Genomic DNA, 16,283 nt, shown 5'->3' on the forward strand with positions numbered 1-16,283 from the left:
GTTTACATTTTGACATATTTGTTAAATTGATTTTACGCCTTTAACTATTGATTTAGCATAGTAAGTAAGGAAGAACCGAAATTTATTAGTTTCAATCCCTGATAGGGAGTTTGGTTAATTGCGGCTTTCCGGTTTGGTGTCGGAGTCAAAGGCGATTATGAGTTTCAATCCCTGATAGGGAGTTTGGTTAATTGCGGCCTTTGAATGATTGTTGTTCCACTGCGAGGGCATCCGTTTCAATCCCTGATAGGGAGTTTGGTTAATTGCGGCATTCTGGTAAAGCCCGCCCGTCAAGAGTTGGGGCGTTTCAATCCCTGATAGGGAGTTTGGTTAATTGCGGCTTCGGATTCGACTCGGTTCGATTCACTGACAATTTCGTTTCAATCCCTGATAGGGAGTTTGGTTAATTGCGGCTAAAGGAGATTCAATCGAACTTTTTCCAAAAACATCGTTTCAATCCCTGATAGGGAGTTTGGTTAATTGCGGCCTTGCCCCCATGGGTTTTATGGTTACACTTCGAGTGCTCGTTTCAATCCCTGATAGGGAGTTTGGTTAATTGCGGCTTTAGAAATTGAATGGCTACCAATCCAGCAGCCACGTTTCAATCCCTGATAGGGAGTTTGGTTAATTGCGGCTTTGTTCATCCTTTCTGCTTGTTCAATATCAAGATCTTGTTTCAATCCCTGATAGGGAGTTTGGTTAATTGCGGCTGGGTTGGAACATCGATTGAGAATCAAGAAGTCGTAGTTTCAATCCCTGATAGGGAGTTTGGTTAATTGCGGCGGCCCGGCCAGTCAGGTTTGTTAAAAGGATTAGGTAGGTTGTTTCAATCCCTGATAGGGAGTTTGGTTAATTGCGGCTGAATATATCATTTGGCAAGTCTTTCCTCAAAGTTTCAATCCCTGATAGGGAGTTTGGTTAATTGCGGCTTTGATATGTTGACGCGGGGCATTGGAAACAATGTTTCAATCCCTGATAGGGAGTTTGGTTAATTGCGGCTCTGTCGGCAGCAAGCAATCCTATCGCTCGCTCGACACTGTTTCAATCCCTGATAGGGAGTTTGGTTAATTGCGGCCTGAAAGTGGCATAATTTATAGGCTCCAAGCGTTGTAATCGGTTTCAATCCCTGATAGGGAGTTTGGTTAATTGCGGCTACGCTCGCGATGACGCTGAGCTGACGCGCCTTTTTGTTTCAATCCCTGATAGGGAGTTTGGTTAATTGCGGCTTGAGCGAGAACCACGTCCGCACGTTCCTTTCACCGTTTCAATCCCTGATAGGGAGTTTGGTTAATTGCGGCCCACGGCGTTCAACCATAAACTCCCCCCCACAATTCCGTTTCAATCCCTGATAGGGAGTTTGGTTAATTGCGGCATTCACCGATCGTATTTTGCGGGGTGTCTCAGTTTCAATCCCTGATAGGGAGTTTGGTTAATTGCGGCGTACAGAGAAAACCGAAACCTAATGGGTTTCGGTTTCAATCCCTGATAGGGAGTTTGGTTAATTGCGGCATAGAGCAAGCCTCAGCAATCCGCGCCGCAGTGTACAAGCAAGTTTCAATCCCTGATAGGGAGTTTGGTTAATTGCGGCAGGTATCGGACGCTGCCAGTTTTGGTAGATTTTCTGTTTCAATCCCTGATAGGGAGTTTGGTTAATTGCGGCCTGATAAATATATGGTAGCCTATCTGTTGTCTCGCGTTTCAATCCCTGATAGGGAGTTTGGTTAATTGCGGCCCGATCGGGAGGAAATTGAAATTCAGCTCGCTGACCTGTTTCAATCCCTGATAGGGAGTTTGGTTAATTGCGGCTCGTATCAGAAAGTCTAGTTTCTGGTGATGACGGGTGTGTTTCAATCCCTGATAGGGAGTTTGGTTAATTGCGGCCATAAGTTACCTACCCGTTACCTACCCGTGTATGTGTTTCAATCCCTGATAGGGAGTTTGGTTAATTGCGGCCAGCAACCGAGGCGATTGAGGCTCGACTAACAGGTTTCAATCCCTGATAGGGAGTTTGGTTAATTGCGGCATGTAAAGGGGAAAACCAACAATTGATGTAGTTTTTAGTTTCAATCCCTGATAGGGAGTTTGGTTAATTGCGGCGAGCCAAAATGAAAAACTTGCTGCTTCTCGATAAAGTTTCAATCCCTGATAGGGAGTTTGGTTAATTGCGGCAAGGGTAACAGCCTGATCTGGATGGCTGTAAACGTTTCAATCCCTGATAGGGAGTTTGGTTAATTGCGGCCATCTCGAATCGATTCGCGAATCGATTCGGATTCGTTTCAATCCCTGATAGGGAGTTTGGTTAATTGCGGCTCGGCGTTGATAGGTCTGGGGGTGTTTTTATGCACTTAAGTTTCAATCCCTGATAGGGAGTTTGGTTAATTGCGGCTGCTAAGTGGACTGAATTGTGGCAATCGTGTCTTAAGTTTCAATCCCTGATAGGGAGTTTGGTTAATTGCGGCAAATCGAAGTAGATGATGATCCTTACGGCTACATGTTTCAATCCCTGATAGGGAGTTTGGTTAATTGCGGCAAGCCTTCCTTAGTAATCAACTTATTGATAGTGGTTTCAATCCCTGATAGGGAGTTTGGTTAATTGCGGCCCTTGAGCGCATCAATTTCTGCGTCCGGCCAACCACGTTTCAATCCCTGATAGGGAGTTTGGTTAATTGCGGCTCAAATTGTAGCTGTAATGCAGATCCTCCCCTGAGTTTCAATCCCTGATAGGGAGTTTGGTTAATTGCGGCTCTTGGGATACAATGCTTCACTGCCATTTTTATTAACGTTTCAATCCCTGATAGGGAGTTTGGTTAATTGCGGCATCACCCATGCCGACGGCAGTATCGAAGAAAAGCCAGTTTCAATCCCTGATAGGGAGTTTGGTTAATTGCGGCAGCCCGTTCCAGAAGCTTTGCTGTATTTGGTTTTCAAGGTTCATTTGCGTCTGCATAAAACAAAAGTACCATTTCAGCCTTCGACGTGTCAATACCCAACTTTTCATACAGCCATCAAACCCTTGTCCTGCATAGATTCCAGCGATTGCGTCTACCATTGTTAAGCTTGAAGTGCCTCTAACCCTTAGAGCATATACATTATAGCCCCAAAATTTAACACCTCGATTTTTACACCTAGGCATAGACGCATTTTCCACCCAAAAACAGACATCAAGCGAATCACCACTTCCCCAAAGCCCCCCAAACAGTACCCGAAACCACCCCCCAAATTGCCCCCAAACCAGCCCCCACGATCGCCCCCGCCACAGGCCCCAACTCCACCGGCACCCCAGCGTTAACAGCCGGAAACATCGCAGACACCCCCGCCCCCAACACAGTACCCGCAAAAGTCCCCAAAAAACTGCCCCAAATCGCCCCCAAACTCCCACCATTGACACCCGAAGGCTGAAACGAAATCGGCAACTTCGGCGCAAACCCGCAAAAACCCAACAAACCCCCAGAAACCACACCCCCAACAGAACCCACACCAGCCGCCACGATCGCCACACCCAGCAACAAACCAGCAAACTCATTCACCGGCCGCATCTGGACACCGTATTGCTGCCAAACCACCAGCCCAGCCCCCAAAAAAACACCAGCCAGAGTCCCCACAAACGAGCCCCAGACCGCCCCCAAATACCCTCCCCGCCGGCCCCACACCCTCCCCATTGGCAGCGCCAGAGGAGGCTGAAAAGTTGCCCAAACACAGCCCCAGAGAGCACCAACCCCCGCCCCAGCCAAAATCCTCTCCCCGATTCCCGGAGTGCTATTGATCGCGCCAAACACCGCACCGCCGATCGCCGCCAATAAAAAAGCCCCCCAAGACGCCCCCACCAAAACTCCGCCCCACTTCCGCCAAATCTGATTCGGCGGCAAAGTGAAAACCCCCCACATCACCCCAAAAAAACAGCCCCAGATCGAACCAACAAAAATCGCCCCCAAAATAGCACTGCCGCCCTCAGCTATTGCCGAATAAATCCCCCCGATCGCCGCCAAACACAAACTACCCCAAACACCACCCCAAGCAGCATCCTGAAAAATGCGCTCAAACTTGCCCACCGGAAGCTGAGGCGCAGGAGTCCGACTCCGAGAAGACATCGGCATCGGTAGCAACGGCACTGCGTACTGGCCGATTGGGCGTGATAGCCCTGTGGATGGCTGTTGCCGACGCACTGCGGGCTGGGGTACGACGGGCGGTGGTTGGGGCTTTTTACGCTTGGTTTTCGCGGGCTGCAAGTGCAATCCGTGGCTGATTGCTTGCCGCGAAGGAAACGGATCGCGCCCTTTCAGGAGTTTTGCCCGATCGCACCAAGGGCACCGACTGAGATGATTTCCGTATTTATGCTGACTATTTCTGCTGCAAGTTACTAAAGCATCTTCGGCTTCCCGAATCGCATTCACCCAAGTTTTCGCATCCGGGCGCGCCGCAGGATTGCTGTGCCCTTCCTCAAAACAGCGGATAAACAGTTGCCGCAGTCGGGGATGCAGCATCTCGAAAGGAGGCGCAGCGGGCATCGGGCGGTAGGGAATCCGTTTCGTACCTGTAGGGAAATGGCCCGATCGAATTCTCGCTTCCAAAGACGGTGGTTCATCGCTACCGAGATAAACTCCCGAAAACGGATGCGTACCTTCCATCAGCAATTGAAAAATTAATACCGCTAAACCGAACAAATCGTGCTCTGGAGATCGATCAATATCGCGGAAAGTCTGCCCCTGCAACTCCGGCGGCGTAAACTCGGGTTTCCCCACGGGACACCGATAAACGTAACCCGTATAAGGATCGCGGACTTGAAACGAATCCGTGTCTACCAGCGTTACCAACGCCGTATCCGTGACCAGAATGTTCGACTCGTTTACGTCACCGATGACGTAACCCCTGACGTGGAGGGCATTTACAGCCGAGGCGAGATTTCTGGCGGTACGGTGGAGGTAAAGATAGCTAAATAGCGGTTTTTGTTCGCGCCTGGTTTTGGGAGTGTAGAAAGTGTGTACCGGCATCACTTTGTTGACGCGCGGCATCACAAAACCGACGATTTTTTCTCGCCCGCCGACAGTATGCAGCAAATCGATCGGCCAAGCAATGGAAGCGTGTCCCGGTTCCGCGATCGGTGCATCCGGCGGCATACTGAACATGACTGTGAGTTTGTCGCCGTCTTCGTCTGTCGGTTTGTGGTAGATTTTTGCTACAAGGGACGAGTCTTGGGCGATCGGGTAGATGCGACCTTCACCCCCACTGGCGATCGCGGTTTTGGTGTCGATCGCAATCAGTTGTCCGCTAAATTGGCGCTGCAACTGCATAGAATTCCGTTATGGGATACAGGATTTGGAAGCCATCACTTAATAAATTTGACTTGCCCATTAAATCTTACCCTTCTTATGACTTAGGCACGGGTGAGGAGAGACCGAGTTTTTCACCAAAAGACGCATTGCAGCCCGCAGATTCGGTAAAAAACCCGATTTCTTGGGTGGGAGTCGGTAAGCCCTGTTGCTGTTAGTGGGATGGGCGTCCCGCCCGTCCATCCATTAGTGGGATGGGCGTCCCGCCCGTCCGCGCTATCCAAATTAAATATGAACCAGCTTCAAATCCACCGATAATAACAACATTTTATCCTCAATTTTTTGTCTGACGGCCGGTGTCACCTGACAATTATCGCTGTTGAGGCATTCCACCAGCAAGTTGTGGGCATAATAATACTGTTGCAGCAAAGTTTTCTGTTGGGGGCCCAAATATAAATTGTAGCCGATCGCAGTTTTGAATTTTGCCAGCCAAGTGCAACCGCACTCTTTGCGCCACTTTTTCCAGTTTTGCAAATCTGGCATCTCAGTCTGAAATTGTGCCAGCAATTGTTTAAGTTCTGGTTCAATATCCAGCGCCCAAATGCCAACCAAGATACACGCCACATCCTCATTATCAAAAGCCAATTTCAGAGACTCGTTAGCATCTGCAAATTCTACATTTTTGCCAGCCTTTGCCAAACAACTTCGCAACTTACAAACTTTCGATCTATCAAACTTCAGACTCGGATCGAGGACGCGAGTCAAAGCCAAATCAAGTACGCAAACTAAGGCTACATAAAAAGCGCGAATTTCGACTGGTTTAAAATTCCTTTGCACTAACTGAGACTTGTGATTTGCCCAGATTAGCAACTGCTGCAAAGTTTCATCTTTAGCCACCATACTGTCTAATTTTTGTTGCATCAGCAGCAAAAGTTCGTCAGCAGGTTGCAAAATGCTGACAACTCTCACAAATTCATTTTTCCACTTTTTGTCTGTAATCCGGCTGACCAATTCTGGCAGCGATTCCGGGTTCGCACTGTCAATCACATATTCTGGTTGAGTTTCGCTTTCCTCTAGCAGTTCGTCAACTGCGGTTTTGATAAAGTTATCCACCAACCAGTCGCGGGTACGCGAGAAATTGCTTTCCAACTCTAGGTAATGACCGCCTAATTTGGCCTTAAACTCTTTGGGAAAAATCTCTTTGGCCACTAACATATTTTTCCAGCGAGTTAGCTGGCTGGCGTTGCGTTCGGGAAAGCGGTTGTACAAATAGTCGATCGCGATCGCATCTAGAATATCCGCCCCCAGGATTTCCCGCCGTTTCACCTCGTTTTCGGACCCTATTTGTCGCCCCTGAGTGAGATCCAGATGCTGGCTAACGTTTGGTTCAATCAAGTGCTGAATCAGCCAGTTTCCCCCACGGAAAAAATCGCGATCAAACTCCAAGTAAATCGCGCCAAACAAAGCTTCACCAGTCTCAGAAAAAACTCTATTGTACTCGCTTTCTTCTGTTTCTTTCCCATTCCATACGCCCCAACTGAGTTCGTTTAATTTTAATTTTTGTGCAAAATCCGCAAGTTTTTTAGGTTCTGCTAAACGAGCTTTTAAGGTTGAGATAGCATCGGGATCGAGTTCTGGATATTCGCGGTAGAGGTAATCGCTAACAACAGCAGCGAAAATCGCTCTCCCTAAGAGTGACAGCCGTTTGTACTTAACCTCTTGCCAAGCGGGAGACTCCTCTGGGCGATCGGAGTAATAGCTGGTAGAATAACGGCAATTTAAGGCAATTTCCAGTAGTTTTGTCTGCTGAAAGCTGGGAATGTCGATCGCTGCTTTGACTGCTTCAATATCTACCTTTTTATTTTTTATTAGCTCTAATTCTTCTTCACATTTACCCCACTTTTCCAACCAATCACCGCCCGCATCTTCCACATACAAATCTACAAAATCTACCCCGTAATTCATCCATTCATCCTGCATTTTTCTGGCTGCTTCCAGTTCTTCCCAGACTTTTTGCAAGTTATTTTCAACGGTATGTGTACCTTGTACTGTCATAGTATTTGATTTTGATGTAATTAGATTTTATTTCCAACAATTTCACCGCAATTAAATCAAATCTCAATTCAATTTAGGCCGAGTTGCTAGTTATTTCACCCGATTGATTGCTGCGGTAAATGTTCCCATTGCTTAGCCTTCGTATCAAGCACCTCTTGCCAGTGTCTGGCAAACCCCTCCCGGAGACAGAAAAGGAGAGGAAAAAGCTTGGTCTGTTTTCCCTTTTCCAGAAGCAGTCTGGGGGTTAGGTTTTTGGCTTTGTCGAAAATTGTGCAATAGGTGAGTTAGTCAAATTTTTTTCACCAAGTTTTTAGCAGTCGAACTATTCTCAGCAGCAGATATGCTTGATTTACGGGAACTTGAGGTAACGACCTGCGGGCAAATTATCACTATTATATAATGCAATGTTAACTAACTGATTCAGGAAATTTGCATCGTTTTTATCATAACTTAAAAATAATCCTCTGTCAATCCCCCAATCTTGAAGAGTTTGTTGCCAATTCTGATATTTTTGTTCAGAGAATTCATCGGAAAGAGTTGTGACTTGAATGCAGAGGGGCTGCTGTTGGCGGCTGCTAACGATCGAATCGGTTGCCATAGAAAGATCTGCAACATATCGATACAAAACAGTGCCTTGGCGATCGACAATTCGGGCTGCGATCGCACGAATCACGATATCATCACCCGGATCGAATTTGCCGGCCTTGAGTTTTTGTTTCCAGATATAAAATTTGCGATCGTTTTCGCTCAGCCATTTAGGAAATAGATAGCTATACCAATACCTTTCCCCCGGCGTCATTAACTCAAACGCGGCTTCCTGTTCTCTTTCCGAAGGTAGAGATTGAACTGCCAGCCAAACCTGAGAATCTCGGATAAGCTGCAGCAAAAAAGCCATCACAAATTTTTTAGCCGTTAGCGAACCGGGTTTAATATCTTTCACCCAGCGATTGATTTCATCCAATCTTCTCGCCAAACTCGGATCTATTAGATCTGCGTCGCTAATTAGGGAGTTGAGCTGATCCTTAATCTCTTGTGCTTGCAAATGACGACCTACTGTACAAACTAAAGCAGAATTGTTGACACCTCGATTTTATTATAGAACCGCGCCAAATTTTCACCGCTGATGAGGTTGAACGCATTAGACTTGTTGCAAAATTCAGAATCGGAAATTTTTAATCGCAAATCAACGCCAATCCACGCAGAGGGGTGTTGGCTTTGGCAAAATGTCTATCAAAATGTCTATTTTTAATTTTCCTGTGCCTCCGAACTCGAAAAAGTTGCTAACAATAATGTTAAGTCATCATCGGTGCGTTCGGAAACACGGGGCGATCGCAAAAATGACTCTAACTGTTGTTTCGCATCTTCCTCTTCTTTCCACTCGCCAGAAAACCGAAACAAAGGCGCAAAAAACGGCCCGTGCGGCGTGCCTTCCGGGATTTTGAGGGCTAGCATTTGCAAGCCGTCGGAAAAAACGGCCAAGTGTCGCAGTTTTTCCCGCAGTACCTGAAATTGCGCTGTTTCTATCGCATTCGGCGAAATCAAAAAGATAGTTTCGTTGATGTATTCGCCGCAGGGAGGTACAGTCAGGGCGATCGCATTTCCTGCACTATCACCTGCTACCGCCGCACCGTCGCCGATTTGAGCAACTGCGATTAATTCCGGCGTAGCAACAACCGCAATTAAAGTGCAGGCTAAATCTCTCGCCGCCACTTCCCGCACTGCCGCTTCAGCTTCCACCTGTGCCCGCGCAACTTGCAGTGATGCTGTCAAGAATACCTGCCATTCATCGTCATTTTCAGGCAGCCTTTCCTGTTGCTGGCAAATCGTTTCAACAACCGCTTCCACAGCAATTTTTGCTCCAACTTCTGCGAGTGCTGCGGAACCCGCACCATCGGCAACCGCTGCCGCTAAAACACCGTTTGGCAAGAGACGCCAGCAGTGGGCATCTTGACAAGGCTGCGATCTTTTTTCGTGGCTCGTACCTATCACCGATGCCGCTACAACTTGCCAATTAAAGGATGAATTCTGCATTAATAACTCTTTAACTCAAAACTTCGTAAATTCACAACTCTGCAAAGTCTGAACGGGTTTATTTATCCCTAATTACAGCACTTTTCTGGGTTCGTAGGTACTAGCCATTCTAGGGACACGACAGTGCCGTAGGGACACGGCACTCTTACTAATGACCAATGACTAATGACTAATGACTAATGACCAATGACCAATGACTAAGGACTAATGACTAATACCTAAACAGTTCCCCATCCGGGTGGTGGCAGTGCTACTTGTTCATCAATTTTTGAGTGAGAAACCCTCTGCATACTAGCCGAAAGCCAGATGAACATCTCTCTAAAGTCTAGTCCTCTCAACTTTACAGGCGTGCGCTCGACAATTTGCGCCAGACGGGTGATATTAGCACCTTCCACTCCGACTGCAAAAAATGCCACGCGCTTATTAATTTCTTCCTCTTTAATCCGCTGTGCTGCTATTTCCACAACATCGTCTGATTCACCTTGAGGTTCGCCGTCGGTAATCATAAATACCCACGGGCGGTAGTAGGTAATGCCGTTGTTGCGGTATTCGGATTTGCGGGCCGCAATGGTATCTAATGCTAGCTGAATCCCTGCGCCCATGTGGGTTTGTCCTTGAGCTGTCAGCAGTGGCGTCTCGAACTGGTCGGCGGTCACGAAGTCTTGCACGACCTTGATATGATTGTCAAATGAAATAATCGCGACTTCGACTCGCTTTTTAGCTAGTTCGTCTTTAATTAGGTCATTCCTAAAAATTTCCAGCCCCTCATTCAAGGCATCTATGGGTGCGCCTTGCATGGAGCCGGAGGTGTCCAGCAGGAGGACGCAGGGACAGCGCGGCTCTGGGTTTTCGGCAAATTCTACGGCTTCGTCTAGTCTCATGGTTCGGGGTTGACCTGGGAGTGGCTCGATTTCTAGGTTTGTTACTTTACTGTATCAAGTCAGTAACAAATTTAAGTGCAAATTGCTAGGGCGATCGCATTTTACCACTTACCTGAATCGATTTTTGATTTTTGATTGTATATTTTAGATTTGAGAATTGGATGTCTGCCGTCACAAAAACAAATTTCTTCCTGCCTGTGGTAATATAGACTAATAGTATTACTGCAAAATAAGGATAAATCTTATGATTGCAACAGTCACGCAAAAATTAACCTTTGACCAATTCCTTGTAGAATGTCCAGAAGATGGACTCTATGAACTGGTAAATGGAGAAATTGTAGAGATGAATTCCACAAGAAATCATGAGGATGTTGCTGATTTTACCTCTGACTCATTTAAAGATGAAATTAAACGGCTAAGTTTAAATTATGTAGTCAAAAATACCGCCGTTATCAGAACTGTAAGTAAAACCGGCATCGAACAAGGGCGGAGGCCGGATGTCAGCGTCATCGATCGCGATTTGTGGCGATCGAACCGTTCTGCTTATGCTGCATTGCGGGAACCAATTCAATTGGCAGTGGAAGTGACATCAACAAATTGGGAGGACGATTATATAGACAAATTGGACGAGTATCGGCGCCTCCGAGTTCCTGAGTATTGGATTGTCGATTATTTAGCAATTGGCAGCAGGGAATTTCTGGGAAATCCCAAAGTTCCAACTGTATTTGTTCACCTTTTGGATGCAGATGGCAACTATCAAAGAAGCGCGTTTAAAGGCAGCGAACGAATTGTGTCGCGGACTTTTCCCGAATTAACGTTGACAGCAGAAGAGGTGATGAATGTTTAACTTCCGTTAATCCAGCTAGTCAGACTATTCTCCATAAACAATCACTAAAAATATGAAATCTATTTCTGATAAAAAACTTTCTAATCAAAAAGCTATGAGTCCTTGGAGTTACAAACCTTGGTGGTGCCAGCCTTGGTCGATTCTTTTAACTGGTACTAGCCTGATCAGCGGTAGTTGGTTTTTATTAAAAACTGTTTGGATAACTGTTTTAGTCGCGATTCCTTTATTAGCTTGGATGGGTTTTTTCTTGTTAGTTTGGCCGAGGTTGATGCTGTCTGGCGAAGTTTTGGATTCCGATGCAGATTAGGTTTTAGTGGCGCGCACCCTATGTTTACCGCTTAACCCCACACTCCGGCAGGGATTTAAACCCCTGCCGGAGTGTGGGTGTTGCCTTAAGTTGAGACCAATGGTTTGGGCGGTGCGCGGTACACACCCTACGTTGTAAGTAAGGTGTACACTGCACGCCCTAAACATAGGGTGTTTCGCAGTCTAATTTTGCGGGTAATAGTCTTGAATTGCTTTTACTTCCATCGGGTGGGATTTGAGCGATCGAATTCCCGCTGCTGTCGCTTTGGCACCGGCTATTGTGGTAATAATCGGGATTTTGTAAGTCAAAGCTGTGCGGCGGATAAAGATGCCGTCGGATCGAGATTCTTCGCCGGAAGGTGTGGTGATAATTAGTTGAATTTTCTCATTCTTGATCGAATCCAACAAATTCGGCCGCCCTTCGTGCAGTTTCAATTCCAAATCTACCTCTAAACCTTGCTCTCGCAAAACTTTGCGTGTTCCGTGAGTTGCGACTACTCTGAAACCCAATTCTAAGAATTCCTTGACAACGGGTACAACTGCTAGTTTGTCCCGATCGCGCATCGAAACCAACACAGTTCCCAACAGCGGCATCATTTGTCCAGCACCTAATTGAGCTTTGGCAAAGGCTTTGCCAAAATCGGTGTCAATTCCCATGACTTCGCCGGTCGATCGCATTTCTGGCCCTAACAAGGTATCAGTTCCCGGAAACTTAGCAAAGGGCAATACAGCTTCTTTTACCGAAACATGAGTGGGTATAATTTCTTCAGTAAAACCCAAAGCTTCTAGAGTTTTGCCAGACATGACTCGCGAGGCCATTTTTGCTAAGGGAACTCCGATCGCCTTGGAGACAAAAGGCACTGTTCGAGAAGCGCGGGGGTTAGCTTCCAAAATGAAAACTTCTTCCCCTTGAACAGCAAATTGAATATTCATCAACCCGATGACTTTCAGGGATTTTGCTAATTCTACAGTCCAGCGGCGGATTGTTACCAAAGCTGCATCAGGAAGCGTTTGGTAAGGGATAGAACAAGCAGAGTCGCCGGAGTGGATTCCCGCTTCCTCGATGTGCTCCATAATACCGCCGATCGTCACATTGCCAGTAACATCGGCGATCGCATCGACATCCACCTCGATCGCATTCTCCAAAAACTTATCAATTAAAATCGGATGATCTGGTTCTACTAGCACGGCATAGGTCATGTAACGTTCCAATTCCGTATCGGAATAAACAATTTCCATTGCTCGCCCGCCTAACACGTAACTCGGTCGCACCACTACCGGATAACCGATCCGTTGAGCTACTATTAAAGCATCCTCAAAACTACGGGCTAAACCGTTAGCAGCTTGCTGAATATCCAACTCCCGCAGAATCTTTTCAAATCGCTCCCTGTCTTCAGCAGTATCAATGGAATCCGGCGAAGTTCCCCAGATTTTTGTTTGTACATCGGGGTGATTTTCGAGGGCTTTTTGTAAAGGAAGCGCTAATTTCAGCGGGGTTTGTCCGCCAAACTGAATAATTATTCCTTCCGGATTTTCGGCTTCGATGATGTTGAGAACATCTTCTTTTGTTAGCGGTTCAAAATACAGGCGATCGCTCGTATCGTAATCCGTCGAAACCGTTTCCGGGTTCGAGTTGACCATAATTGTCTCAAAGCCGTCTTCTCCTAGGGAATAGGAAGCGTGACAGCAGCAGTAATCAAACTCAATTCCCTGTCCGATCCGGTTCGGGCCGCCACCTAAAATCATCACTTTTCGTTTGCTAGAAGGCAAAACTTCCGACTCCGGCGCGAGACTGTGGCCTACAGGCGAAATCTTCTTTTCTTCATCGCCCAATTCCCAAATTGCCGCTCCCGCCTCGTAGGTGGAATAATAATACGGTGTAAACGCTTCAAATTCAGCGGCACAAGTATCGACTGTTTTGTAAATCGGAATTACGCCTAACTGTTTACGGTAAGCGCGGACTTGATCTTCCGATGTTTTGGTGGCGTAAGCAATTTGGCGATCGCTAAAACCCAATTGCTTTACTTCAAACATTGTCTCTTTTGTCAACTCTTCCAACCGCGTTCGTTTCAAGAACTTCTCAGTTTCCAGCAATTCCTGCATTTTATCCAAAAACCAAGGATCGATTCCTGTAAACTCGAAGATATCTTCCACCGACATTCCCATCATCATCGCGTGGCGAACTGTAAAAATGCGATCGGGATTTGGCGTCCGCAATCCGGCGCGAATTTGTTCCAAACTCGGCAATTTTTCCGGTTTGTCGCACCCGAAACCTGCGCGGCCTGTTTCCAATCCCCGCAGGGCTTTTTGGAAGGATTCATTGAAGCTGCGCCCGATCGCCATTACCTCCCCAACAGACTTCATTTGCGTTGTTAGAGTCGGTTCGGAACCGGGGAACTTTTCAAAGGCAAATCGGGGAATCTTCGTCACCACGTAGTCAATTGTCGGCTCAAAAGACGCCGGAGTTTTCTTGGTAATATCGTTGGAAATTTCGTCTAGGCTGTAACCTACCGCTAATTTTGCCGCCATTTTTGCAATAGGGAAACCAGTTGCTTTCGAGGCCAAGGCGGAGGAACGGGAAACCCGAGGGTTCATTTCAATAACGATGAAATCTCCGTTAACAGGATTGACGGCAAATTGAATATTGGAACCGCCGGTTTCAACTCCGATCTCGCGAATAATTTTCACCGAAGCATCTCGCAGGCGCTGATATTCTTTGTCTGTGAGAGTTTGCGCCGGGGCGACGGTGATAGAATCGCCGGTGTGGACGCCCATCGGGTCGAGATTCTCGATCGAACAAATAATCACCACATTATCTGCCAAATCTCGCATTACTTCCAGTTCGTACTCTTTCCAACCAATCAAAGATTGTTCGATTAAAATTTGCGATACTGGACTGGCATCAATCCCGCCTTGTGCCATTTCTTCAAATTCTTCTTGATTGTAAGAAATGCCGCCTCCCGTGCCTCCCATTGTAAAAGCAGGACGAATAATTAACGGATAACTGCCGATTTGGTGACCAATTGCTTTGGCTTCGTCGAGAGTGTTGGCAATTCCAGAAGGGCAAACGGCGACACCAATTCGCGCCATCGCTTCCTTAAATAATAGCCGATCTTCTGCCATTTCAATTGCTGGCAACTTAGCACCAATCAACTCGACGTTGTATTTTTCTAAAACGCCATTTTTAGCGACGGCAACTGCTAAATTTAGCGCCGTTTGACCGCCCATTGTTGGTAAAATTGCTTGAGGTCTTTCTTTAGCAATGATTTGTTCGAGGATGGCAGGTGTTAGAGGTTCGATGTAAATGCGATCGGCAGTTTCCGGATCGGTCATAATCGTTGCAGGGTTGGAATTCACCAACACTACTTCAAAACCTTCTTCTCGCAAAGCTTTGCAAGCTTGTGTCCCTGAATAGTCAAATTCGCACGCTTGACCGATAACAATTGGGCCGGAACCAATAAGAAGAATCTTTTTTAAGTCTTGACGACGGGGCATAGGTTCGTAATTAGTAATTGGACAAGGTGGAGGATTAATTTGATATTTTGCATCAGTCTTAGAAACAGGCTTTCTAAGCTGTTCCCCCCAAAGCTTACTCAAAATAGTGCAAGTTTTGTTGTTAATTTGAAATTGTGCACCATTCTCAGCATTTTGGAAGCAGAACCTCGCAACTCCGGCCCACAGACACCCCCAGCTAACCAGAAATATTGATGAGAAAAGGGTGCAGTCGATCGGTAAATCAAGACTATTTTAAGTGTTGCGGTCAAATCGTGTTCTAAAATACACAATCCCTGTATTCCGCACGATTAATCATTGTAGAGACACTCCAAGAACCCATTGGTGCCAACTTAACGTCTAACCCAATCACAGACTGTTGTTTGAGTATTAAATCTAGATCCCCCCTAGCCCCCCTTAAAAAGGGGAGTAGGGGGTGGGACAAGAGTATTCTCAAAGTCAACCCCTACTCCCCTTCTTAAGGGGGATTTAGGGGGATCTAGACTTAGCTAAAAGCGAGATTTATCAATGGTTTCAGGCGATTGTTGACACGAAGAAGGGATCTTGGAGTGTCCCTACCGCATTTGATCCTATTTTTAGGCTTTGCGCGATCGGCGAATGAGTACGCTTATCACTTGTCCCGGCTTTGCACCTCGCTGTGGCGGGCTCCAATCGCCGACTTGGGCAAATCCTAGTCGGTACAAGGTGTGGATGGTTTCTAACACGGCTGCGCGGGAACCGACAACCGTGATCCGCACGACTTCCTGTTCGGATAATGCTGAGTCGTCATTTGGACGCGCGGAAAAGTTATCGTCAGGTAGGAATTCCTGTGACATAATATGGTCTCCTGGTTTTTGGTTTTCTAGGAAAACCCAAAAACCCAGCCGCCCCGCACGTTAACACAGAGCAGGGCGGCTACAGAGAATGTTAAAATTCTCCATTAGCCTCCATACTGCTTACTCAGTTTGGCGGTAGCTGTCCATTGCTGTTGGTAGCAGCTTTGGGCAGTGCAACTAGATTTTTGAGCGACGTGGGCTGCTTCCTCTTTGAGCAAAGCAGCCTTAATTTCACAGCGTAGCCGCAGATGGGGGCCGCCGTCAATCGATTTTAGATTTTAGATTTTAGATTTTAGATTGAGATTTTCCTGCAACAACTCTCCGGTCTGTCCCACCCTCCGCTTCTCCCACTCTCCCCCTCTCCCGTCTCTCCCTCTCCCTCAATCCAACCTACTAGATGAGGGAATGCGCCGAGGAAGAGGTAAAATATGGAATCGTTCCAAAAGCTTAAAATCAAAAATCTGAAATACAGATATGCCTAGAACTCAAGTGCGAATATTCCGTGCACCTGCTGCTTGAGGGCAACCACATCAATTTTAGATTTTAGATTTTAGATTTTAGATTGTCC

Annotated in this window: 9 protein-coding genes and 1 CRISPR repeat array; of the genes, 2 read left to right on the top strand and 7 right to left on the bottom strand. The window is 46.7% G+C overall.

Features of this window, described 5'->3' with window-relative positions; translation table 11 throughout:
- Window positions 1–88 precede the first annotated feature (88 nt).
- Window positions 89–2,891: direct repeats of the CRISPR family, unit length 37 nt; unit sequence GTTTCAATCCCTGATAGGGAGTTTGGTTAATTGCGGC.
- A gap of 279 nt (window positions 2,892–3,170) precedes the next feature.
- The 5 genes from QT979_RS12845 to QT979_RS12865 all read right to left on the bottom strand — a co-directional run bounded on the left by QT979_RS12845 (window position 3,171) and on the right by QT979_RS12865 (window position 10,234).
- On the bottom strand, window positions 3,171–5,288 hold the full coding sequence (locus tag QT979_RS12845) for a DNA-binding protein (RefSeq protein WP_333310342.1): 2,118 nt from the start codon (window positions 5,286–5,288) through the stop codon (window positions 3,171–3,173).
- A gap of 264 nt (window positions 5,289–5,552) precedes the next feature.
- The gene (locus tag QT979_RS12850) at window positions 5,553–7,322 is read right to left on the bottom strand and encodes an NACHT C-terminal helical domain 2-containing protein (RefSeq protein WP_333209345.1); all 1,770 of its coding nucleotides are present in this window, start codon (window positions 7,320–7,322) and stop codon (window positions 5,553–5,555) included.
- Window positions 7,323–7,671: 349 nt separating this feature from the next.
- Window positions 7,672–8,364 (bottom strand): hypothetical protein, encoded by a 693-nt coding sequence (locus QT979_RS12855; protein WP_333209346.1) that lies wholly within the window; start codon window positions 8,362–8,364, stop codon window positions 7,672–7,674.
- 203 nt (window positions 8,365–8,567) lie between these two features.
- Window positions 8,568–9,353 (bottom strand): PP2C family serine/threonine-protein phosphatase, encoded by a 786-nt coding sequence (locus tag QT979_RS12860; RefSeq protein ID WP_333209349.1) that lies wholly within the window; start codon window positions 9,351–9,353, stop codon window positions 8,568–8,570.
- A gap of 218 nt (window positions 9,354–9,571) precedes the next feature.
- Window positions 9,572–10,234 (bottom strand): VWA domain-containing protein, encoded by a 663-nt coding sequence (locus QT979_RS12865; protein WP_333080292.1) that lies wholly within the window; start codon window positions 10,232–10,234, stop codon window positions 9,572–9,574.
- Window positions 10,235–10,478: 244 nt separating this feature from the next.
- Here QT979_RS12865 and QT979_RS12870 point away from each other — a divergent pair, with 244 nt between their 5' ends.
- Window positions 10,479–11,081, top strand: a complete 603-nt coding sequence (locus QT979_RS12870; protein ID WP_333209351.1) for a Uma2 family endonuclease — start codon at window positions 10,479–10,481, stop codon at window positions 11,079–11,081.
- Window positions 11,082–11,133: 52 nt separating this feature from the next.
- A complete protein-coding gene (locus tag QT979_RS12875; RefSeq protein WP_333209353.1) occupies window positions 11,134–11,388 on the top strand; it encodes a DUF6737 family protein in 255 nt (84 codons plus the stop codon).
- A 182-nt stretch (window positions 11,389–11,570) separates the two neighbouring features.
- On the opposite strand, the gene carB is transcribed toward QT979_RS12875, so the two are convergent.
- Together carB and QT979_RS12885 are read right to left on the bottom strand one after the other, a co-directional pair.
- Complete coding sequence (carB, locus tag QT979_RS12880) at window positions 11,571–14,882, bottom strand: carbamoyl-phosphate synthase large subunit (protein WP_333310402.1); 3,312 nt, start codon at window positions 14,880–14,882, stop codon at window positions 11,571–11,573.
- 593 nt (window positions 14,883–15,475) lie between these two features.
- Complete coding sequence (locus QT979_RS12885) at window positions 15,476–15,715, bottom strand: hypothetical protein (RefSeq protein WP_333228519.1); 240 nt, start codon at window positions 15,713–15,715, stop codon at window positions 15,476–15,478.
- Window positions 15,716–16,283: the final 568 nt, after the last annotated feature.

It is taken from the genome of Microcoleus sp. w2-18bC1, from assembly GCF_036700365.1.
In the GTDB taxonomy this organism is placed as follows: domain Bacteria; phylum Cyanobacteriota; class Cyanobacteriia; order Cyanobacteriales; family Microcoleaceae; genus Microcoleus.